Source organism: Hydrotalea sp. GW822-HT8A01 (assembly GCF_058798575.1).
Genome location: NZ_CM179506.1, coordinates 1,222,753 through 1,245,409, shown reverse-complemented (window position 1 = coordinate 1,245,409; position 22,657 = coordinate 1,222,753). Strand labels below are relative to the sequence as shown.

Below are 22,657 nucleotides of genomic sequence, written 5' to 3'. Positions count from 1 at the left end.
TTGTTTTTTGCAAGCTTTTGGTAAAAAGTATTACAGGTAACAACTGCTAACGATTAAACCAAATACATGGCCTTTACGAAACCAAAACTCAGTTTCTGGCAAATCATTAATATGAATGTAGGATTCTTTGGAATCCAGTACAGCTTTGGCTTACAGCAGACTGCCATAAATCCGTTGTACACGTTTTTACATGCCCGGCCTGAAGAATTACCGCTATTAAATTTAGCCGGTCCCATGACCGGATTACTGATTCAACCATTAATTGGTGCAATTAGCGACAGAACCTGGCATCCGCGCTGGGGAAGGCGCAAACCATTTTTTTTAATTGGTGCTATTTTTTGCAGTTTAACCCTGTTTGCTTTTCCCTTTAGCCGCAGTTTGTGGATGGCCGCCGGTTTATTGTGGATTTTAGATGCTGCGAATAATACGGCTATGGAGCCTTACCGTGCTTTTATAGCCGACAAACTAACCGAAAAACAAAGAGCTATGGGATTTTTAACCCAAAGTTTCTTTACAGGTCTGGGTATTACCTTAGCCAATCTCTCCCTTGGATTTTTTAAAAACATCATTACCGGTGAAAGCACCACCAGCGATGGACGTTCAGGTATTCCTTACTGGGTATTTGGCTCTTTTTTTGTGGGTGCTATTTGCTCAATTGTAAGCGTGGTATGGTCGGTCAGTACCACCCCTGAAATTCCGCCCACAGCAGAAGAATTGGCTGAACTGCGGGCAAAAAAATCAGGATTTTTTGCTTCCATGAAAGAAATATTTTTGGCTATTGGTGATATGCCCCGCATTATGTGGTTACTGGCATTAGTCTATTTATTTCAATGGTATGCCATGTTTTGCTATTGGCAATTTGTATCGTTAAGCATTGCCCAATCGGTTTTTCACACTACGCCCGATGGTAATGCCGAATTATATGAACAAGCCGTTGTTTGGGCCGGAAAAGTAAACGGCTTTTACAATATTGTTACTTTTGTTTCTGCATTTGGCCTGGTGTGGCTTGCCAAAAAAATAAGTGCTAAGTATGTGCATATTCTTTGCTTACTCATGGCAGGAATTGGCCTGCTTATATTTCCACATATTGTACAAAAAGAATTATTGTTTGTACCCATGATTGGCTTTGGTATTGCCTGGGCCAGTATGATGGGGGTACCTTACATTATGGTAGTGGGCAGTATACCGAAAGAACGTTATGGAGTGTACATGGGCATTATTAATATGATGATTGTAATACCCATGATTTTACAAACTACCACATTTGGATTTGTGTACCACTGGTTACTGTCTGATAAACCCACTAACGCTATAGCCTTTGCGGGAATATTATTATTGCTGGCTGCTGTAGCCACTACATTGATAAAAAGAGGAAAGATGGATGACGACAAACTGATACCCGCTGCATCGGGTGGAGGACATTAAACAGCGCATCATTGTTCTGACCGATGCAGTGAGTGACACAAGAGGCAATGCCATGAAAAACAAAAGCTGAACACATAAAAATAAAATTATGCATACCATTATTTGTATAGGCGAAGCGTTGATAGACATGATTTGTACCGATAAAGGAAAATCATTGGAAACCAGTGAACATTTTCTGAAAAAAACAGGCGGCGCACCTACCAATGTGGCAGCAGCTATTGCAGCGCTTGGCGGCAGGATACAATTAGCGGCCAAAGTAGGTAATGATCCCTTTGGGCATCAATTGATACATACGATGCAGGATTTTGGTGTAGATACCCAATGGATGCATACCAGCAACGAGCATTTTACCACTTTTGCATTTGTTTCATTAAAAGAAGATGGTGAGCGTGACTTTGTTTTTAACCGCGGTGCGGATGGCTATTTGATGCAACAGGAAACCCATGGAATGCTTACTAACGATACCGGCATTGTTCACTTTGGGTCTGCCACTGCATTTTTACCGGGCCCCTTACAAGAAACTTACCGCACCCTTTTAAAAGAAGCCAAAGCAAAAAATTGTTTTGTAAGTTTTGACCCCAATTACCGGCATTTGCTTTTTGCGCACCAACAACAAAATTTTATTCATCAATCGTTGTACTTTTTACAAGAAAGCGATTTTTTTAAGGTGAGCGATGAAGAAGCAATGTTATTATCGGGCTGCAGTTCTGTTGCCGATGCGGCAAATTGGCTGGCTAATTTTTCAAATGCAGTATTCTGTATTACTTTAGGCAAAGAGGGTACATTATTGTGCTATCAAAAAAAACAAATTACCATACCCAGCATACCCGTTGAAGTGGTGGATACCACCGGTGCAGGCGATGCATTTGTTGGCGCTGTATTATACCAGTTAAGTTGTGTAGAAAAAAACAACATAATGCAACTAAACATCAACAACTGGCAGGAAATTGTTATCAACGCCAATAAGGCCGGTGCCAGAACCTGTGCCTACATGGGCGCGATGGAGGCATTTAAACATTTGAATAGTGATATTTTTAAAGCTTAAATTTTTACATCCTATAAATTAAACCGGCAGTGTATCAGAAAAATTTACACAATAAGATTGTTGAACTACTGCAGCAACAATCATTAGATATTTCAAAAAAAGACAGTGCATTTTTTGCACGTTTTATTGCCAATGCAACGGCTATAGAATCATTGTATCTGCAGTTATATGCGCAACATCCACAATGCGATATCATTTGGCAGCAGTTGATGCAGTTAATCATCACCGCTTATCAACAACGCCCCCAACCCTTTCTGGAAAGAGATACCGAAAAATTACAACAGGAGCATTGGTTTTTAAGTAATCAATTGGCAGGAATGAGTTTATATGTGGACCGATTTTGCGGCAACTTGCAAAACTTGCAAAACAAATTAGATTATTTTACTGAATTAGGCGTGAATGTGCTGCACCTGATGCCATTGTTCGAAAGTCCGCTGCATGAAAGTGATGGCGGATATGCCGTATCTAATTTCAGAAAGGTAGATGAACGTTTTGGTACTTTGAAAGATTTGCAACAGTTACAGCAAAAAATGCAGAAACAGGAAATGTATGTAATGCTCGATATTGTTTTGAATCATACTTCTCACAAACACGAATGGGCAGAAAAGGCAAAACAAGGAGATGAAAAATATCAGCATTTTTATTACATGTTCAACGATCGGCATATACCCGATCAGTATGATGCATCTATGCCGGAAATTTTTCCCGAATCAGCACCCGGAAATTTTACTTATGTGCCTGAATGCAACAAATGGGTAATGACTGTTTTCCATCAATACCAATGGGATTTGAATTATAGAAACCCCGAAGTGTTTATGGTGATGTTAGACAATATATTTTTTTATGCCAATTTGGGTGTAGATATTTTACGCATTGATGCGCCTGCATTCATCTGGAAAGAAATTGGCACTACCTGTCAAAATTTACCACAGGCACATGCCTTGCTGCAACTGATAAAATGTTGTGTGGAAGTAGCCACCCCTGGCATGGCATTACTGGGAGAAGCCATTGTTGCACCTAAAAAAATTATGCAATATTTTGGAACAGGATTATTCATTGCACATGAATGTGATTTTGCCTACAATGCCACGCAAATGGCTTTGCAATGGGATGCATTGGCCACACAGGATGTTCGGGTAATGCTGGCTGCACAGGAAGATTTGGTAAAAAAACCATTTGGCACATCGTGGATAACGTATACCCGTTGCCACGATGATATTGGACTGGGGTATGAAGACAACAGTATTCGTAAAGCAGGTTTTAATCCATACGAACACCGCCGATATTTAAAAAATTATTATTCAGGCAATATAGAAGAATCACCGGCACGTGGTGCTTTGTTTTCAGTGAATCCTAAAACACAGGATGCACGAATCAGCGGTTCATTGGCATCGTTGTGCGGTTTAGAAGCTGCACTGGCCAATCAGAATGCAGCAGCTATTGAAGAATCAATTGCCAAAATTTTGATGATGCAGGCACAAACTTTTTTTCTGGGTGGATTGCCCATGTTGTTTTATGGAGATGAAGTGGGCTATACCAATGATTACAGCTATCTGCATGATCCGGGCAAAAGTTATGACAACAGATGGATGCACCGGCCATTGATTGATTGGGATAAAAACAAAAAAAGAAATACAACCGGCACCATTGAAAACAGCATCTTTACACAAACACAACAGTTGCTGCAGTTACGAAAACAGTTGCCCATTTTAAGTGATTATAGTAACATCATCTGGTTAACCCCACACAATATTCATGTTGCCGGTTTTATGCGGGCTTATGGTAATCAACGTGTTTACGCATTGTTTAATTACAGTAACAAAGCGTCCTACTTAACTTGGTATACATTTAAAGAACATGGCCATATTCCAAAACAATTATTCAATCATCTCAATCAGCAAGTGTACACCATTGGTGCAGATTATGAATATTTAATACTACCCCCATATGGTATGTTTTTATTAGAACCTTATGAAGAAAAATAATAGTTGCTTTCAATTATAGTCTCAGCCGCAAAAGGTTTTAGCGGCTGATTCTTGCATACCAAATGGTAATGGCACTGGCTATCAATACAATATTTTTAACAATGTATTGCCCGGTAAGTGTTAACACAAAGGCATGTTGCCAGGTATCCGCAGGCAAATAAATCAATGGCAGAAAAGTAGTAAACATGTGTAAACCAAAACATACAAATGCCAGTTTGGTTAATTTAGGAAACAACTATAAAATACCTACTGCCACTTCCACACTACCCAATAGTATTAAAAAAATATTAATAGGAATAAACCTTACTACTGTAATGCTGTGTAAATGTTGCACCAACGCTTCCGCCGGCGATACCTGTATAATTTTTAAATAACCAAACCAAATAAATACAATGGATAAAGCCAGTCGGTTAAACCAGATAATTGTATTAAAAATCTTAACAGCCGGAATTTTTACATTAGAATAAGTAGCAGAAGATACAGTTTGTTGTTGCATAAAAAAATTTTACATTTTAACAGAAAAAGAAATAAAAAAAGTTCTTCCATCAGCCGGTAATATGCCGGGGCCCGGATAAAAAGTGATACGCTGACTGAAATAATTTAAATTCAACAGATTATTAATTCCACCGGTTATCTGGTAATGTTTCAAAAATGCATACCCTATTGTCCAATCCCACAAACCGAAGGAAGGAATTACACCTGTAACACCATTGGCACTGTTAACCGTATTTAAAGCATCGTTGTACGATTTATCTGTATAACTATATTGCATTGTAGTAGTGAACTGATGTAACAATAACGACAGGCCGGTTTTATTTACCCATTGTGGCACATGCTCTACCGTATTGCCTGTTAAATTCACATTATTGCCGTTGGCATTTGATTCACCACTGATATAACGGGCATGGGTATAGGCTAATGAATTAAATAAACGAATATCTTTTTGTTTATTATTTCTCTTCCACAAAGCGGCTAAGGATATTTCACCATAGGCTTCTATGCCTTTAGCAACCGCATTACCAATATTGGTAGTATACAAAAAGGGATTACGGTTCGCATCATTTTTTGTAATTAGTCCCACTCTGTTGCCATAATATACCCGAAATACATCCACATCAAAATGCAATATATTTTTAATTGTTCCTCTGTAGCCTATACTGATATCATAGCCTTTACTATCTTTTAAATTAGGATCAATCACATCTACCCTGTCGGCCGGTGTTATTTGCGAATAGAGGTATGGCCGGTATTCCTGCGATATATTGGCGTAGAACTGCGTGGTTTTTGTACTTTGAAATTGCAGACCGGTTCCAAACAACGGAAAAGAACGATTGCCATTGTATGACACAGCTGTTGTGGCATGATTGGTAACACCTGTATAATCAGATTGAATCAGTTCATACCGAAAACCGGGTGTAACAGAAAACCGCGGTGTAATTTGAAAAATATTTTCTGCAAATGCTGCCGCATTATTGGTATGAAACCGCAACATGTTACCATAAGGTGCTATTAACGACAAATCAAAATTACTGCCGGTAGTGCCCACACCTAACTGATCTCGTCTGGTAACTTCTGAAGACAAACGGAAACCGGTTGCCAGCGTACTTGTTACGTTCCCAATTTTATATGAATGCAACAATCTGGCTTCTGTTGAAAAACTGCTGTAATAATCCCGATCTACCTGTCTGGGATTATATGAACCCAATTGTTTATTCACGGTATCGGCAATATTAGGTGTGTTGATGAACTGAACACTATTGCGTTGGCCGAACAAGACATTAGCTGTAACCTGCAATTTGGTATTGGGTGAAAAGCGGTATTTAAAAATAATGGCAGGAATATTAATTTCCGGATTAAAAAAATTACGATTGCGCAAGGATTGTCTGGGATTTTGTGCAAACTGTGCATCGGTTAAACCGCCTGCAATTTGTTGTACATAGCGCATTCGCGAAAACTGAAAAGCAATACTGCCTTTATCGTTAAAACGATATTCTAAATTGGCATAGTAGGCATGATAATCAAATGCCTGCGAAGGGCGCCAGCCATTGCCATGCCGGTTATCATAATAAGCATAATAATTTATTTTACCGGTTGTGCCACCCACTGCATTGTACGAATTGTAAAATCCGTTACTGCCGGCGGTTTGATTACTCTCAACCGATATGGGTTTGGTACTATCGCCTTGCCTGATAATAAAATTCATCATGCCGCCATACTGACTGCCATACTGTAAGGCTGCAGAACCGCGGACAAACTGAATTTCCTGCACGGCTTCTAAGGGTAGTGTATAATGATTTTCAGGATAACCAAAAATATCGCTATTGGTAACGTACCCATTTTGACGCATATTCATTTCAATACTTCGGTGCGAATCGGTTCCCCTTGCACCAATGTTTAATTGTGTTCCGGCACCATCCATATCCCAACTGGTTAATCCGGGTACTTTTGCAAAAACCTGCCTTACCATATTTTGAGCCAGATTGGCTTGTGTTGTATTAGGTCTGATGAGATTGGTTTTTTTACCTGCAAATACTGCAACACCTTTTAGATCGGGCAGAAATTGTACCGAATCGCGAAGGGTTGAGTTTACAATCACTTCCTGCAAATCATTTACGGGTATTGTATCATTGTTCATTAAATTTTCTTGAGCAAAGAGTTGATTATTGAAAAGAAAAAACAGTGTACAAAAAAATGCAACGCGTAATAATTTCATATCAGAATACATTTAAAAAATAGTGTTACATTCAAAAAAATGCTTTATATTGAATTTGATTTTTAAAAAATCCCCCCTTGTAGAAACAAAGGGGTACGCTAGATGAACTTAATCGAAAACATTACATATTTTTATTCGGCGCCATCCTGTTTTGCACGCAAAACAGCATAATTGCCTACTTTACTACCCACTACTAATCCGGTATCACAATCCACTTTATAATGAATACCTCCTTCTAATCTTGACATGGAAGCCTGATTGGCCATTGCCCAATATTTGCCGGCCTGTTCAGGTACAATATGTGCCAAAATAGTGGCAGCAGCACCGCTAAATGTAGAATGGCCGGAGATATAAGATGGAAAATTAGGTATGCCTGTTAATGTTTTAATGGCAGGATTCATTTGTGTGGGCCTTGGATTAAAATAATAATATTTTACATCCCAACATACAATGGCAGCATCCATTAATGCCATATTTAATAAAGCATAATTTCTAGCCCAACGTACTTCACTGAAGTTTTTTGTAATAAAATCTTGCGCAGCAATGGCATCCCAGTGGCCTGGAGGTGTAAATGTACCAACCCCGTCAGCCCAAAATTGAACATGCTGTATATTTTCACGTGTGGGTGATTTTATTTTTTCATACACTTCTGCAGCAGCCTGTTGTACAGCCTGACCATGTGTAGCGGGTGGAGGAGCCGGACGAAAAGAGGGTACTGTTGCAGCAGGAAATAAAAATGGTATTACATTTCCAAACAATGGCAACATGGGTGGTCGTTTGGGAGATTCTAAGCTATACCAGGGTATCTCACCTTTAACCATTGCAACCGTTTCAAAATTTTTCCAGTCGGTGGAGGTGCCTACGGCTTTGCCGGCATTATCGGCTTTAGCCCGTGCAATAAAAACTTCTGCTACCTGTCTTCCCAATGCTTCACCGGCAGCAATATCACTGCGTGTTGCAGCACCGGCCATCATCATGGACAATTCCTGTTCCTTTGCTTTTTGTTCAATATTGGCAATCTCTGTAGGGAATAACAACTTCATCATTTCAGCCGTTACCCCGGCCATTACTGCAGCTTCAGATGGATAGGATGGCAAGGTTGAAGTAGTTACTTTTGCCTGTATAGTACTATCATTGGTATAAGGTGCTGCACGATTGTATAATTTTTTATAATACCAGCATGCTACCAACGCATCGTATTGTGCTGCGCTGATATAAGCATAAGCACGTGCTGCATAAGGCGGATTGGCAAACGGAAACAGCGGATAGGCAAATGGGTTATTGGCATTGGGAATAGGATAGCTGTTATCGGGGTTTTGATAGGCGGGCAAATTGTATTTGGTTACCAGGCCCCGCATTAATTCATTCCACCTTAATACACCGCCGGCGGCCCAATATTGAATGGTGGCCATTTGCGATGAGGTGAGATTTTTTTGATATCCCTTAATTTCATTCAACTCTGCTTTATAATCGGCTGAACTTACCGGATTAGGAGCCGCAACAGCAAAAGTATCGGGGCGTGGCAATAAAATAGTTTTCCAACTCCCTGCATTGAGGTCTACATTTTGTGGCTGTAGGGGTGAAAGGTTGGCCGTAATATCCGGCGCATTTTTGTTGCAAGCAAATACAATGGCTGTAACTGCAACGATTGATATAAATATAATTTTTTTCATACAATTAGTTGGTTGATTGGTTGTGATTAATTTGTTTTTGTTTGGCAGAAGCAAAATCAAATACTTTAAAAATACCAACTGTCATATTGGTTGCCTGTCCTACATTTCTTCCGGTAACTGTGTAACTCACACTGCTGGTAAGTGCAATACGATGGAAATGTGGAAAGGCATATTTTCCATTGATACCGACTATGGTAGTATTCATTTTATTACTAGGGAAAGGCATATCGTTTTTCCTAATATCAAAACCACCTAACGTAGTGGTATTGACTAACATAAATTCAGCATAATCTTCTTTTTTTCTATAACCAAAGCGAATGCCTGCATACATTATATTAGGCATAGCCACTTCATTGGTATAATGCATTTCAGTGGTGTAATAAGCTGTCCTGTCGATGTATATATTATCTCTGTAAGCATAGGCTGCTGTACTGGTTACAAAAAAATTCTTTTTCTGATAATCGAGGATTAAACGCAGAGAAGCAGTTTTACTTCTTACACCAATAGCAAGTGGCAAAAAATCTGCCTGATAATTGGTGGTAGGAAATGAATAGCCGCCGGTTAAAAACACAGTATATTTTTGTTGTTGTACTTTCTTTTGCCAGGCCTGCCATTTTATCCAGATACCGGCATCCTGCAATCCTTCCATATCATGCAAAGTGCCTGCAGAGGCATGTGTACGCACATAAGGCAAGCTGTATAATACATTTAACTTACCAGTAATTCCATAAGCGCCCATAAAAGCTACCGATTGGGTAGAAACAGTACCTAAATTGGCATTGTCTCTTTTGAAACTACCTTCCCAGTAATGGTTCCAGCTATTGTAATTGTACACAAAACCGGTACACCAGTTTTGTTTGGCCATCATAATGCCATCTTGTTCTGTTTGTGCCTGTATGTTTTGTAATAATAGCATGAGTATCGAGAAAAAAAATAATTTTTTATATGTTATTTTCATATTTGTTCAGTTAGTTTGTGGTTGCTAAATTGATTTGATGTTTGCAACCTGTTGCAACTATCAAATCAGGCTTTTTGTGTTATCCATTTGCATAAATAGATGACCTTCACAAAAGATGCGTCGCTATTTTTTCATCTTCAATTTTTCCACAACCAGATTGCCAACTTTAATACCGCTGTTATGCCCCTGTCCACAGGAATACCAGTAATGTAAGCCACCATAAAAACGGGCTTTTTCATTTTCCTGTGCTGCCTGCCGAAACGAAGTAAAACTTCTGCTGGGAATACCAAATTCTAATTCAGTAGAATCAGTATAAGGAAAATTATCGCCAAATACACTGGTTAAAGCTTCAGCAGCTGATGCAGAAATGGTGCAATGCCCACAGGTATATTCCGGGAACGGCGGCGTTTGTAATTCGGGGCGCCAGTTAGGATCGAAATATTTATTGATGACTGTTTCCGGACGTATGGTATTGTAAGTGTATTTTTCATTCCAGCATTGTATAAATGCATCAAACAAAGCGATGGCAGTTTTGGCAGTAGCATATACTGTTTCAGGAAAATTTGCTCCTGCTTTTTTTGCAGCAATGCCGGTAATACTCATCCAATGGCCCGGAGGCGAAAACTTTTTAAATACAAACATGGCATGTCCGTTTACATTCAGCTTGCCCGGATTATCATCCCAAAAATTAGCAATATGTTTTTGTTCAGGCGTAAGTGTAGTACAACTGTCCAACATCATTTTTACCTGTAAGTAATAGGGGCTTTTTTTGTCTGTAACATTAAAGGGCAAAGGTTTTTCTGCTCTGAACTGTCCGGCACTGTCCATTACCATGGGTCTTATTAAATTCCAGTGTGGCTCCATGGCCTGGGCATAAGCGGGTGGAGTGGGTACCCATCTGCCGGGGCTGTCAATCACCGAAAACTTAGGCATGCTGCGGGTTTCAGCATAATTATCTTTTTTGCTCCATGCTATAATAGATTGTGCTACTGCATCTGCATAATTTTTTGTAGCGGTATATACGGCATTACTCATACCATTCTTTTTTACCAACTGCACCAAACTATCCACGTAGCTTTTCAAACTACCTTCCGGAAATGTAACCGCTTCACCCACTTTGCAATAAGCCAATACTGCTGCAAAATCATAATCAATAGGCTGTGTGGTATCGGGCTGTGCTATCGCATTCAATCCATTCAACTGCCCTTTAAGCGACTGATACTGATTGGGATAACCGGCAGCAATTACTTCATATGCGGCAATAGCTGCATAGGCATAATTTCTGGAAGCTACCACAGGGCCAAAATTATTACCCATTACCACCGTATTTAATTCATGAACAGTATGGGTAAACAATTCCGGATTTTGTACGATTTTTTTATACGCATTGTTATTAGAACAAGCCACTAACAATAGAAATGAAAAACCCAAAGCAAATAATCTTACAGACATGCATTCCATATTTTACAGTATTGCAGACTGCTTGGCATTGAGTGCCAGACAACCCAACAATTTTCATTCAATAATTTATTGACAGTTATATTTACACACACCCGGTTATTTCTATTACCAATGGTGTGGTTGTTATTCATGTTTACAGTACGATATGTTTTCCATTGCAAATAATGCAGCAGTAAAGGGAATTTGAATCCCAATCAATGCGTATTTGTTGCAATTGAATGCAATAAACTTGTAAACACCTTTTTAAAAAAATGAAAGAGAAGAAATAGCACACACTATGCAAGTGTAGCAGCAGATAATTCCGGAGGTTTGTCTAATTGTTTAATCAATATAAACTGATAGAGTTGATGCCGATAGGCAGAAAAAACAGATAGCGTGTAAGAAGTAGGATGTTGACAGGTGTAACAGGAAGGACGGGTATAATCCTGTACTACAGGTTTAACTGTATGGGCTTGGTGTCCGGCATCTTTTTTAGAAGAACTGCTGTTCACAAAATCATTTGCCAACTTTGCAAAAGCATCTCTGGCATTTTTAATGCCGGTTTTAGCAAAATTAGGAATACACAATACCTCTAAACTATCCTGATAAAAACGGCGTTTTACGTAAGCATAAGTAATGCCATTTACCGTAATTTCTCCATTTACCCGATCAAATTTTTGGGAACTGGCACCATAAGGCAAAGCGGCCGGTACCTTGATGCTGATTAGGTCTTTTTCGTTGTATTGGTTATCGTCTAATTGTGATTGAAAAGCAATATCGGCGCGGTTTTCCAAATAATCCATCACAAAGCGGTAACCCACCCAGTTAAACAGCAACATGCCCAATAATACTATGGAAGCAATCTTTTTCAATTCAAAAATGAGGGATGAAAATAGGATATTTTTATTGAACCGTAAAAGTTTTTTTCTCCGGCCCTACACCCGTAATAGTTAGCTTCTTCCATTGCTTGGGCAATACGGAAGGAATTTGTGTGATACCTTTTTCTGTTATATTCAATCCGCCAAAACCCATGAGCACACTTTGTATAATGCCACCGGCACCGGTTGCAAAATAAGGATTGGTGCCGCCCTTGGTTTCTGCAATTACCCGAAATGGTGGATTTAAATTGGGAATATACGCATCTTTAAACCAGTGATAGGCTTTTGCACCATCGCCCAAACGGGCATACAGCAAGGCAAATATACCCTGCGTCATGGCTGGTGTTCCGGCGTCGGGTACACGTGCCGAATAATATTCCAAATCTTTTTTGATTTGTACAGGTTCTGTAATTTCTTTTAAGGGATAGGCCAATAAGTTTACATCAGCCTGTTTAATGCCTTCTCCGTTATAGGTAGCATGTTCTTTGGTTACCCCATCTTCAAAATGCAGTATTGGAATATTTTTTGCTACAAAAGCCCAGTCATCATCTGCCTTTTCACCCACAATACCTGCTGCTGTGGTAGCATATTGTAATACCGCTTTGGCGGCAGCATTGGTAAAAGCATCATTGTCAACATTCTCGGCCCATTCATCTGCTGCTACTACATCTTTAATATCAAAATGGCCGGGGCCATTGCGCTCTACCCTGCTACTCCAAAATTCAGCCACCGCCTTCAATAACGGCCACCCCCTTTCTTTCAGCCAAACCTTATCCTGTGTTACTTCATAATATTGCCAGGCGGCAATTCCCACACAAGCGGTAATATGGTGTTCAAAAGGACCACTCAAAGCCCATACCGGTGTTTCTTCTACACCGGTAGCTGCGCTTTCCCAAGGGAACATGGCGCCTTTGTAACCATGCTCAAATGCATTTTGTTTGGCAGCAGCCAAACGTTGAAACCGGTATTCAATCATGCTTTTAGCCATTTCAGGGTGTAATACCAAAATAGCCGGGAACATCCATAAATCGGCATCCCAAAACACATGGCCATTGTAACCTAAACCGGATAAACCCATAGGCGAAGGACTTAAATCGGTGCCTTCACGAACAAAAGAATAGAGATGATACAACATACTGTGTACATCCTGCTGATCCTGCGGATTGCCAGTAATAGTAATATCGCTTTTCCATAAATCATCCCAGGCTTTATCATGAAAAGCAATTAATCTTTTACGACCCTGCAGCTTAGCGAAAATGGTTAATCGTTGGGCTTCATTCAATGGGTCGGCATCATGAGCGGATGTAATAGAAGAACCTACAATACTAAAGGTATAAGTTTCACCTGCTTTTAATGTTTTGGAAAACTTCATTAGGTGCATATTATTATCCCACATTTCATGAATGATTGATGGTTCCTTCCCATGCGGCTCATCGAACATAAAACTATTGGATGCACACAACAATAATTTACCGGTAGGACTTTTGGCAGAAGAAGTCAATAAACTGATGAGCACATGCGGCCGATCGATTTGATTGTAATAATTTTCCACATCTCTCAAAGCATCCGGCGCCTCCATTACACTGGCTGCACCAATGGTAATAGGTTCTTTGGCAGTAATGGTTACTGTCATTAAAACCGTAAAAGGCAACTGTCTTAAAGAATAATAAGTATAACTAACATCTGCTTTTGCCCCGTATTGAAAGTTGGTGGTAAAATTAGCATGCTGCATATCCAATACCTGGTGCATATTGCTGATATTATTTTTATCAACCTGTTGCCCGTCAATACTCATTTGCATATTCAGCAAATTAAAGCTGCGTAAAAAATTACTCACCATGCCACGGCCATAAGTATCATAAGCACCGGCCAGTACCACATCTTTCACTTTAAACGGTTCGGCTGCAGATACAATGCCGATCATTCCATTGGCTACCGTAACGCCGTAATAATTAGAAGGGTTAATAGAGTCGGCTGTAATTTTCCAGGAATCAACATTGGTTTGTGCAAAGATTGTTACACACAATAGATATACCGGCAGCAATACAATTATTTTTTTCATGCGTTTACATTTATTGATTTTAGCACATGAAATGCATCCTTCATTATTACGTTTAGCATTTAATTTTGTAAAGAATCATTTCATACAATGACAATTGCAAACAAAATAGTGGATGAGGATACAGCATACCAATATTTTATGCTGTACGATATCATCAGACTGCAAGTTATCAATTAATTGAAATGCAAACACCAGAGGATGCTAAACCGGCAATAAAACTTTTACACTGCAACCGTTTCCGGGCGATGATTGTATGCGGCAATAGCCGGAAAATAAGGCAGCCCGGCGTTCTATATTGCGCAGGCCAATGCCGGTACGGGGGGCTTTTATATCAAACCCTTTACCATTATCGGCTATATATAATGCTGCACGATCATTTGCTACATTTAAACTAACCTCTATTAGTGTAGCCTCAGCATATTTGTGAATATTATTCAGTTGTTCCTGCAATATGCGATATATGTTCAGCATGGCATCTTCCTTCATCTTAATACCTGGCTCTATGTTATAAGCAAATTCTATCCGGTATTTGCGGTCAATATTCATGCTATTCAGTAACATTTGTATGCTATCACTAAAATCAACCAGATTAAAAGAGGGTGGCGCCAGCCGATGCGATATTTTACGGATGGCTTCATTGGCCATACTAATATATTTGTGCGCTGTTTCTACAGCCTTTTTCTGCCCGCTATCTAATTCCGATTTGTTCAACAATCCCAATGTAAATACCGCCCCCGTTAGTATCTGGTTTACATTGTCGTGCAATTCAGCACTAATTTGAAAACGTTCTTGTTCCTGGGTATCTAATACGGCTTTCGATAAACGGTTTCCCATTTGGTTGCGTTCCGTAACATCTAATACCGTTACTAAACGGGCGGGTTTACCTTCGTAATTAAATTCAATGCCCCTTAACTCAACATCTGTAATAGTACCATTTTTTTTTAGGTTTTGCAATGTGTAGTTGAGTGCGTCATTTTTTTTTTCAATAATTTGTAAAACTTTTTGAATGCCGGGTAAATCTCTTGCATAAATAATATCGGATATTTTCATTTGCAGCCATTCTGTTTTTGCATAACCATAATGTTGAACAGCAGCTTCATTTACCTGTATAAAGAAAAGGGTTGCTGCATCATAAATCCACATGGGTAGTGGGCTTAATTCGAAAACATTACGGTATTTTTCCTCCGAAACCTTTAATCTTTCAGTTAGTAATACTTTTTCAGTTACATTGTTTAAGTATGCTTCGCCACCCATTAGCCGTTTCGATTGATAAAATAAAGTAATATTTCCTTCTACAAATACCGGATGGCCATCTTTGGTTTTTAATTTTACATTGTTAAAAGGCAGAATGATTTGTGATACATTACCTGAATTATTTTTTTGCGCTTCTATAATAGCATATCCTTCTGAGGAAATTGATTTGAAGGGCAGTTCATTTATTTCTTCTTTCATATAGCCCAGTGTCTGCAAAAAGCATTTATTTGCATAAGTAATATTGCCCTTTTCATCTATTTTATAGATTATTTCATTCGAAAACTCCAACAGTTTCTTATACTTTTTTCGGCTTTCTGCCAATAAAAAATAGATTTTTTTACTCTTTATAAAAGAAACCCATACCATACATCCTAATACTGCCAATAAAATCAAAATTTTTAAACCATCCCATTCAAACGCTTGCTCTCTTCTTTCCACCAAATTTGAAAGTGCGGCTTTTTGAACTGTTGTTTTTGTTTTTACTTCATCAGATAACCGGGCAATAATATCCTGCATTTTTTCATAAGCAAAATGCTGCTTTTGGGTATACAATGAAATAGCAGCTGACAGGTTCGCATACTGGAACCGATACATTATTTTTTCTATTAATGAAAAATTTTGTTCCCAGGCATATTGCAGGCTATCCAACCATTGGTAATGTTCTTTCTTTGTACCAGAACCATTAAATTGTTTTAAAAAAAGATGATATATTAGAGACGATTCTTCAACCTTTTGTTTAAATGGTTGTAAACTATTATGATTGATTTCATTTTTTAATAACAATAAATGCACCATGTTTGCCTGTAGGGAGTCAGTCTCTTTGCGTAAATCAACTAGAAGTGATAACTTACCTATGGAATTTTCTGCTGTTATATTAAATTGCTTTGTCAGGTTCGCAATTTGCTTATATTGGTTCAATTGAACCAAAATTAGCGCACCTAACACTATTGCGTATGCAGCAATTAAAAGCCATAAAAAAGAGGGGGCTTTTTTAGCATTTTGCATGATGGTTTTTTAAGGGAAATAGATTATCCTTTTAAAATTGCCATGAATTTTAAAAAAAAACAATGTAAAACAAATATAAGTCAAATGTATTTAAAAATCCAAATTAAATCACAAAAAAAATGAAATATTTTTCCTCTAATCTGGAATATCTTAGAAAGGCAAGTGGACTAAAACAAGAAGGAATACAGGAAAAATTGAGCATAGAGCGTACAACATGGAGCAACTATGAGAGAGGAAAATCTTTTCCAAATTTAAAATTATTTCACAAAATTGCCAATTATTTTGGCGTTACTGAATATGATTTATTGAATACCGATTTATCAAAACCAACCAACACCCCCATTCAATCATTTCACCAACACAACAATATCCCATCTTTAACCCATTTGCACCAATGCCCCTTCTGCATTTTAAAAGACGAAATCATATTAACAAAAGACCATGTAATAGAAGCACTGAAAGGGCAGATAGATGCATTAAAGTTAGCCAACCGGCAAATGGAAGAAAGGATTTATGCTAACAACCAATCTTCTAAATAATTTAAACCGGCAGTAAAACTTTTACACTGCAACCGTTTCCGGGCGATGATTGTATGTGGCAATAGCCGGAAAATAAGGCGGCACGACGTTCTATATTCCGCAGTCCAATGCCGGTGCGGGGGGCATGCATATCAAAACCCTGTCCATTATCAGCAATATACAATTCTGCCCAGCCTGCTTCTATATTAAGGCTTACTTCAATGCGGGTGGCGGCTGCGTATTTATGGATATTGTTCAGTTGCTCCTGCAAAATGCGGTAAATGTTTAACATCACATCTTCCTTCATTTTTGTTTCCAGGGGAATATTGTACGCAAATTCTATCTGGTACTTCCGGTCTATATTGATGCTGTTCAACAGCATTTGCATACTGTCACTAAAATCAACCAGATTAAAGGAAGGTGGTGCCAGCCGGTGCGATATTTTACGAATGGCTTCTATAGCCATGCTAATATATTTGTGTGCTGATTCAACGGCTTCTTTCCGGTTACTATCCATCTCTGTTTTATTCAACAGCCCCAATGAAAATACTGCCCCCGTTAGTATCTGGTTTACATTGTCGTGCAATTCCGCACTAATCTGAAAACGTTCCTGTTCCTGCGTATCCAATATGGCTTTCGATAAACGGTTTTCCATTTGGTTGCGTTCGGTAACATCTAACATGGTAACCAGCCTGGCCGGTATTCCTTCATACTCAAAAGGCACACCTCGTATTTCTACTTCAATTACCTGCCCATTTTTGGTTATGTGTTTCATGAATCCTCCATAAGGCGCTGCATATTGTTGCATGTGCTTTAAAATCTGTAATGCATCCGGCAAATATTCTTCCTGAATAATGTCTGTAATTTTTTTTACGCACCATTCCGTTTCAGTAAACCCGTAATGCAATATGGCTGCCCGGTTTACTTGTAAAATTTGATGGGAATTGGCATCATAAGCCAGCATAGGCAGCGGACTTAATTCAAAAATGCTGCGGTATTTGGCTTCTGAAGCAATGAGCTGTTGTTCCAATAATTTTTTGGCTGTTACATCATTAAAAAAAGCTTCAGCAACTACACATTTACGATTTTTATAATCAATAATGATACTGCCTTCTACATACAATTTTTGGCCAGATTTGGTTTTATAGGTTTTCTGTATGTTTTTGATGATGGTACCATCTACCTCAGGCCGCAGGTCTGGATTAAAAGTATGCAAACTGTTCTCATCTAAAATTTCAGGAATGGTTAAACGGGCAATGTCAGCATCATCGTAACCCAGCTTTTCTTTAAATGCCTGATTAGCAAATAATATTTTACCTGAGGCATCACAACAATTAATGATTTCATTGGTATGCTGGGCCAAAAAGCGATATTTTGCCTCACTTTCAGCCAATTGAAAATAGCTTTCTTTCATTTTTTGCAGGGTTCTTATTACGGCAATACCCATAGCCAGCAACAACAGCACAATCAATCCACCTACTTCCAGCATTGTTGTATTGTCTGCAGCAATGGTATTATTGAGCATTTGTTTTTGGTGATTGGCCGAATCTTTTACAAAAGCAGCTAATTGAGAATTGGTACTTTGCATGTTTTCGAAACTAAGGTGCAGGCTGTCTAAATAAAACTGCCTTGCAGTATTAAAATTATCGTCCATGACTTTGTTGATAAATCGTACACGCACTGCGTTATTTTGACGGCGGTATTGCAACAGACTATCAAACCATCGCTTTTCTTCTGGCGCTGTAACCAATTGTTCAAACTCACGCATCTTGGTATCGTTGCGTTCTACCTCCTGCTGAATGATTTTTCGAGTGGCTGCCAACTCTTCAGCATCTTTGGTTAACAGCAAATGCAGTACATTGGTTTGCACATAATCACTACCCCGGCGCAGGTTAATGAGCAGCGATAGTTTTTCTACACTATTGCCCGTAATTTGATTGTACTGAGTAGATAAACGCCGGTATTGGCGGTATTGGGCTATTTGTACATACATTAAACCCAGTAATAAAATACCATATGCAATAATTAATACATAGCGTACCGGCACACGTTTCAACAGCATTCTTCTCATGGCAGGTTTTATAAAAAGATGTAGGTATGATCTTTGATGAAAAATTAAATATTCATTAAATTACCAAACAATTGTAAAGAAAATAAAAAAATACAAAATACAAAATGATTTTCGGTAAAATACACAGACAATTGAATTAACGTTCAAACATCAACAATGGTGCATTATTAATGGTTACCAATAAGGCTTTTTTATGGTTTCCAAGCGGAAGTATTGCAGCATCTCTGGCTTCGCCGCGGTAAATTAAGCCCGTTTGTGCCGGATGTATAAATTGAAAACTACCATTGGGTTGGCCTAAAAACAAGGTCCCTTCATTGGCATCGAGGCGGCCGGTTTGTGGCTTTAAGCCAAAGAAGTTACCGGCAATATATAGGTCGGTGATACCATCTTTATTAAAATCATCGACTACAATGGCAAATGTAGGTGAAAATTGTGCCCGAACAGGCAATGGCTGCATGGTAAAATTGCCGTTGCCATCATTTAAAAAAATACAGGTTTGTGCCTGCTCTACTTTTAATACCAATGCTTTTTGTAAAATTTCGGCTGGGAATAATTCCTGCATGGTTTTTCCGGCATAAGCACTATAAGCTAAAAAGTTTTTTTTGATGGAAGGTATCTGCGATTCTACCTCCCCTTTTAAATAATACGGATAGGCCTTACCGTCGGTTTTATAAAAAACGGGCATACATTCCTGTTGCCCATTGCCATCAAAATCGGCCACATACAATTGTGCAGGATGTTGCTCATCGGCCTTGATATTTGAATTTAAGCCAAAATTGCCAGCTATAAAATCAGGATGCCCATCGTGGTTGATATCGACTACAGTAATACAATTCCACCAGCCGGATGAATGGGGTAATTCTTTCCATTTACTCAGTTTGCCATTACTCCATTTAAAAATGGTAACCGGCATCCAATCGCCCACCACAATTAATTCTTTTTGTCCATCGCCATCCACATCTGTCCATTTTGCATCAGTAACCATACCCAATTGACGAAATGCTGGTGCAACTGAAGCTGTTACATCTTCAAATATGCCATTCCCTTTATTCAATAATAAAACACTGGAAGCCGGTGATCCATAATTTCCGGGAATATTTCTGCCACCTATAAAAATATCGGGTTTACCATCGCCATTATAATCGTTTACCTCCACACAGGATGCATTGAGTGAGAGGGATGGCCATCCGTTCGTAGTTTTTGTAAAATTACCTTTGCCATCATTCAAGTATAACCTTGGTGACAGATAAGGTGATCCAACCGGCGCCATATTGCCGCCGGATGCTACTACTAAATCCAGATCGCCATCGCCATCTGCATCCAAAAATGCAGCGCCAATATTTTCAAAATATTTATCGGCAATAAAAGCAGGTTGGGGTATTTGTTTAAAATGGCCGTTGGGCAGTTGCAGGAATATTTTAGCCGTATCGCCGCTGGCGCTGCCCATATAAAAATCGGTTAAGCCATCTCCATTAATATCACCCAAAGCTAATTTAGCCCCCTCAGTTGAAAGCATTTTGGGCATGAGTCGTTCCACATCAAAATCAACAAATTCATTTTCCCGGTGTGTAATAGCGCCCTGAATACGAGCTGTTGCCACATTGGTGTACCAGGGTTTTACAGGAAGCGGGAATTGCCTTTTTATGATTGCATCCGTTTCTTTCACCACAAGGGTTTGATTAGTGGCAACTGTATAACGTGTTTCCTGTTTACCATTGGGCCAGTCAATAATAACGCTATCGGCTTGCTGTAATGAATCTAAGCCAAATAACAATACTGGCTCTACGCTACTTTGAAAACCACGGGTAGGCATTTGTTCCTGCATTTGTATATGATGCCCTGCAAATACGGTAACCCTTGCACCTATGCCAAAGGTATTGGGTGCATTTCCTTTGCATTGAATTTTTAAAAACCTAGCATGTTTTTTTTCTGTAGTTGTATTTTGATAAATAAAAGCAGGTTGATCTAAATTATTCACTACTAAATCTAAATCGCCATCCCCATCTAAATCGGCATAAGCAGCCCCACTACTAAACGAAGGTGTTGCCAAACCCAAGGCCTGTGATTGGTTATTGAACATCAATTGGCCTTTATTCATAAATCCGTAATTAGAAATAGGCACTGAGGGCATTTTGTTTAAAATATCCTGCAAACCAAATGCACCTTCCGCTACTTTGCGCATGGTTTCATTGTTGTTAAAATAGGCTAGAAAATCCTGATCGGTTAAATCGCGTTTCAAACCGTTAGATACAAATAAATCTTTTTTCCCATCATTATTAAAATCAAATAACAATGCGCCCCAGCTCCAACCGGTAGCATCAACTCCTGATAGTTGTGCAATTTCGCTAAAAGTACCATCCTGATTATTGAGCTGTAAACAATTGCCGGTAAACTGGTGATGAAAATCTAATACATTCTTGGCATTCTGCACATCGTAATCATCAAACTTAACGGTAGTTTTTAAACGATAATCAGATTCAGGCAACATTTCGGCGGTAAAAATATCGAGATAGCCGTCATTATTGATATCGGCCATATCAGAACCCATGGAGCCATTGCTCATGTGGCCCAATGCTGCATTACTCACTTCTTTAAAAGTTCCATTTTTTTGATTGATGTAGAGATAATCTTTTTCAAAAAAATCGTTAGATACATAAATATCTTCCCACCCATCATTATTTACATCACCTACAGCAATGCCCAGACCATAACCAATGGCGCTGCCATAAATTCCTGCCTGTGCACTCACATCGGTAAAAGCGCCATTATCGTTCCTGTATAGTCTGTCGCCGTCAGTGGTATCCCGTACATTTCGAACATTTTTTTTATACCCAAAGCTTTCAATTGATTTAGGATTATTGTTGAGTACAAAACAGTCTAAATCGCCATCATGATCATAATCAAAAAAAATAGCCTGTGTAGAGGCACCAGTATCGTTTAAATGATACTTTGCTGCTTCTTCTTTAAATGTGCCATCTTTTTGATTGATGTATAATTCATTGGCCCTGTCATCGCCCGGCATAATGCCGGCATTGCATACATAAATATCTAACCAGCCATCACCATTAATATCTACCATAGTAACACCGGTATGCCATTTGTGTACACTTGAAATGCCGGATTGTTGTGTAATATCTTTAAAATGAAAATTACCTTCATTCAAATACAGTTTATTTTCACCCTGGTTTGAGGTAAAAAAAATATCGGGCTTTCCATCGTTATTAATATCGCCAATTGCTACACCGCCACCATTATAAAAATTATGGTAGTTGAAAATATTCATTTCACGGGTATCTTTTACCTGATTGATGAAACGAATACCGGTTTCATCGGGTGAAAGTTGCATAAACAGCGGTTGCTGTTGCAATGCAGTAGTAGTGTGATGACAGCCGGCAACCAGTACAATGGTGACAGCCAGTATGCCGATACGTTGAACTGCACAATTCATGAACATATTTTCTGTTTTAAAAAGCGACGGGTGAAAATTAACCTAATTTAGGCAGCAGTGCAAATACAATGAAATGTATTTTATTGACTGCCCTGAAAAGAAAAGTTAAGATTATTTTAAAGGTTATTGAATACATTCAATAGGTTTTTATGATTGATTAGGCTTATTTTGCAAGCGTTATA

The 22,657-nt window shown here is 38.8% G+C and carries 15 protein-coding genes; 4 read left to right on the top strand and 11 right to left on the bottom strand.

Features of this window, described 5'->3' with window-relative positions; translation table 11 throughout:
* Positions 1-66: 66 nt before the first annotated feature.
* From AC3QLY_RS05460 to AC3QLY_RS05450, 3 genes are all read left to right on the top strand, one after another.
* Positions 67-1,425 carry an MFS transporter gene (locus tag AC3QLY_RS05460; RefSeq protein WP_492990870.1) on the top strand — a complete coding sequence of 453 codons (1,359 nt, stop codon included), beginning with the start codon at positions 67-69 and terminating at the stop codon, positions 1,423-1,425.
* A gap of 88 nt (positions 1,426-1,513) precedes the next feature.
* Positions 1,514-2,470, top strand: coding sequence for a carbohydrate kinase family protein (locus AC3QLY_RS05455; RefSeq protein WP_492990868.1), 957 nt, complete (start codon positions 1,514-1,516; stop codon positions 2,468-2,470).
* A 29-nt stretch (positions 2,471-2,499) separates the two neighbouring features.
* Positions 2,500-4,455, top strand: a complete 1,956-nt coding sequence (locus AC3QLY_RS05450; RefSeq protein ID WP_492990866.1) for an alpha-amylase family glycosyl hydrolase — start codon at positions 2,500-2,502, stop codon at positions 4,453-4,455.
* A gap of 37 nt (positions 4,456-4,492) precedes the next feature.
* Here AC3QLY_RS05450 and AC3QLY_RS05445 read toward each other — a convergent pair whose 3' ends face one another.
* The 9 genes from AC3QLY_RS05445 to AC3QLY_RS05405 form a co-directional block, all read right to left on the bottom strand.
* Positions 4,493-4,642 carry a hypothetical protein gene (locus AC3QLY_RS05445; RefSeq protein WP_492990864.1) on the bottom strand — a complete coding sequence of 50 codons (150 nt, stop codon included), beginning with the start codon at positions 4,640-4,642 and terminating at the stop codon, positions 4,493-4,495.
* 48 nt (positions 4,643-4,690) lie between these two features.
* A complete protein-coding gene (locus AC3QLY_RS05440; protein WP_492990862.1) occupies positions 4,691-4,951 on the bottom strand; it encodes a hypothetical protein in 261 nt (86 codons plus the stop codon).
* A 9-nt stretch (positions 4,952-4,960) separates the two neighbouring features.
* Positions 4,961-7,168, bottom strand: a complete 2,208-nt coding sequence (locus AC3QLY_RS05435; protein ID WP_492990861.1) for a TonB-dependent receptor family protein — start codon at positions 7,166-7,168, stop codon at positions 4,961-4,963.
* Between the two features lie 131 nt (positions 7,169-7,299).
* Complete coding sequence (locus AC3QLY_RS05430; protein WP_288072096.1) at positions 7,300-8,841, bottom strand: vanadium-dependent haloperoxidase; 1,542 nt, start codon at positions 8,839-8,841, stop codon at positions 7,300-7,302.
* A gap of 4 nt (positions 8,842-8,845) precedes the next feature.
* Entirely contained in the window at positions 8,846-9,799 is a 954-nt protein-coding gene (locus AC3QLY_RS05425; RefSeq protein WP_492990860.1) for a hypothetical protein, read from the bottom strand.
* 123 nt (positions 9,800-9,922) lie between these two features.
* Positions 9,923-11,251: a vanadium-dependent haloperoxidase gene (locus AC3QLY_RS05420; protein ID WP_288095751.1), complete on the bottom strand. Its 1,329-nt coding sequence runs from the start codon at positions 11,249-11,251 to the stop codon at positions 9,923-9,925.
* A gap of 284 nt (positions 11,252-11,535) precedes the next feature.
* The gene (locus AC3QLY_RS05415) at positions 11,536-12,111 is read right to left on the bottom strand and encodes a hypothetical protein (RefSeq protein WP_288095753.1); all 576 of its coding nucleotides are present in this window, start codon (positions 12,109-12,111) and stop codon (positions 11,536-11,538) included.
* 31 nt (positions 12,112-12,142) lie between these two features.
* Positions 12,143-14,179 (bottom strand): kojibiose hydrolase, encoded by a 2,037-nt coding sequence (locus AC3QLY_RS05410; RefSeq protein WP_492990859.1) that lies wholly within the window; start codon positions 14,177-14,179, stop codon positions 12,143-12,145.
* Between the two features lie 201 nt (positions 14,180-14,380).
* Positions 14,381-16,438: a PAS domain-containing sensor histidine kinase gene (locus AC3QLY_RS05405; protein WP_492990857.1), complete on the bottom strand. Its 2,058-nt coding sequence runs from the start codon at positions 16,436-16,438 to the stop codon at positions 14,381-14,383.
* A 119-nt stretch (positions 16,439-16,557) separates the two neighbouring features.
* Between AC3QLY_RS05405 and AC3QLY_RS05400 the strand changes: the two genes are divergently transcribed.
* On the top strand, positions 16,558-16,977 hold the full coding sequence (locus AC3QLY_RS05400) for a helix-turn-helix domain-containing protein (RefSeq protein WP_074420127.1): 420 nt from the start codon (positions 16,558-16,560) through the stop codon (positions 16,975-16,977).
* Position 16,978: 1 nt separating this feature from the next.
* On the opposite strand, the gene AC3QLY_RS05395 is transcribed toward AC3QLY_RS05400, so the two are convergent.
* Together AC3QLY_RS05395 and AC3QLY_RS05390 are read right to left on the bottom strand one after the other, a co-directional pair.
* On the bottom strand, positions 16,979-19,027 hold the full coding sequence (locus AC3QLY_RS05395) for a PAS domain S-box protein (RefSeq protein ID WP_288072105.1): 2,049 nt from the start codon (positions 19,025-19,027) through the stop codon (positions 16,979-16,981).
* A 136-nt stretch (positions 19,028-19,163) separates the two neighbouring features.
* Positions 19,164-22,481 (bottom strand): VCBS repeat-containing protein, encoded by a 3,318-nt coding sequence (locus AC3QLY_RS05390; protein WP_218330853.1) that lies wholly within the window; start codon positions 22,479-22,481, stop codon positions 19,164-19,166.
* Positions 22,482-22,657: the final 176 nt, after the last annotated feature.

Excerpts from the sequence above, each read along its gene's own strand:
- AC3QLY_RS05460 (WP_492990870.1), top strand. The coding sequence starts at position 67 with ATGGCCTTTACGAAACCAAAACTCAGTTTCTGGCAAATCATTAATATG.
- AC3QLY_RS05455 (WP_492990868.1), top strand. The coding sequence starts at position 1,514 with ATGCATACCATTATTTGTATAGGCGAAGCGTTGATAGACATGATTTGT.
- AC3QLY_RS05445 (WP_492990864.1), bottom strand. The coding sequence starts at position 4,642 with ATGTTTACTACTTTTCTGCCATTGATTTATTTGCCTGCGGATACCTGG.
- AC3QLY_RS05440 (WP_492990862.1), bottom strand. The coding sequence starts at position 4,951 with ATGCAACAACAAACTGTATCTTCTGCTACTTATTCTAATGTAAAAATT.
- AC3QLY_RS05435 (WP_492990861.1), bottom strand. The coding sequence starts at position 7,168 with ATGAAATTATTACGCGTTGCATTTTTTTGTACACTGTTTTTTCTTTTC.
- AC3QLY_RS05430 (WP_288072096.1), bottom strand. The coding sequence starts at position 8,841 with ATGAAAAAAATTATATTTATATCAATCGTTGCAGTTACAGCCATTGTA.
- AC3QLY_RS05425 (WP_492990860.1), bottom strand. The coding sequence starts at position 9,799 with ATGAAAATAACATATAAAAAATTATTTTTTTTCTCGATACTCATGCTA.
- AC3QLY_RS05420 (WP_288095751.1), bottom strand. The coding sequence starts at position 11,251 with ATGTCTGTAAGATTATTTGCTTTGGGTTTTTCATTTCTATTGTTAGTG.
- AC3QLY_RS05410 (WP_492990859.1), bottom strand. The coding sequence starts at position 14,179 with ATGAAAAAAATAATTGTATTGCTGCCGGTATATCTATTGTGTGTAACA.
- AC3QLY_RS05405 (WP_492990857.1), bottom strand. The coding sequence starts at position 16,438 with ATGCAAAATGCTAAAAAAGCCCCCTCTTTTTTATGGCTTTTAATTGCT.
- AC3QLY_RS05400 (WP_074420127.1), top strand. The coding sequence starts at position 16,558 with ATGAAATATTTTTCCTCTAATCTGGAATATCTTAGAAAGGCAAGTGGA.
- AC3QLY_RS05395 (WP_288072105.1), bottom strand. The coding sequence starts at position 19,027 with ATGAGAAGAATGCTGTTGAAACGTGTGCCGGTACGCTATGTATTAATT.
- AC3QLY_RS05390 (WP_218330853.1), bottom strand. The coding sequence starts at position 22,481 with ATGTTCATGAATTGTGCAGTTCAACGTATCGGCATACTGGCTGTCACC.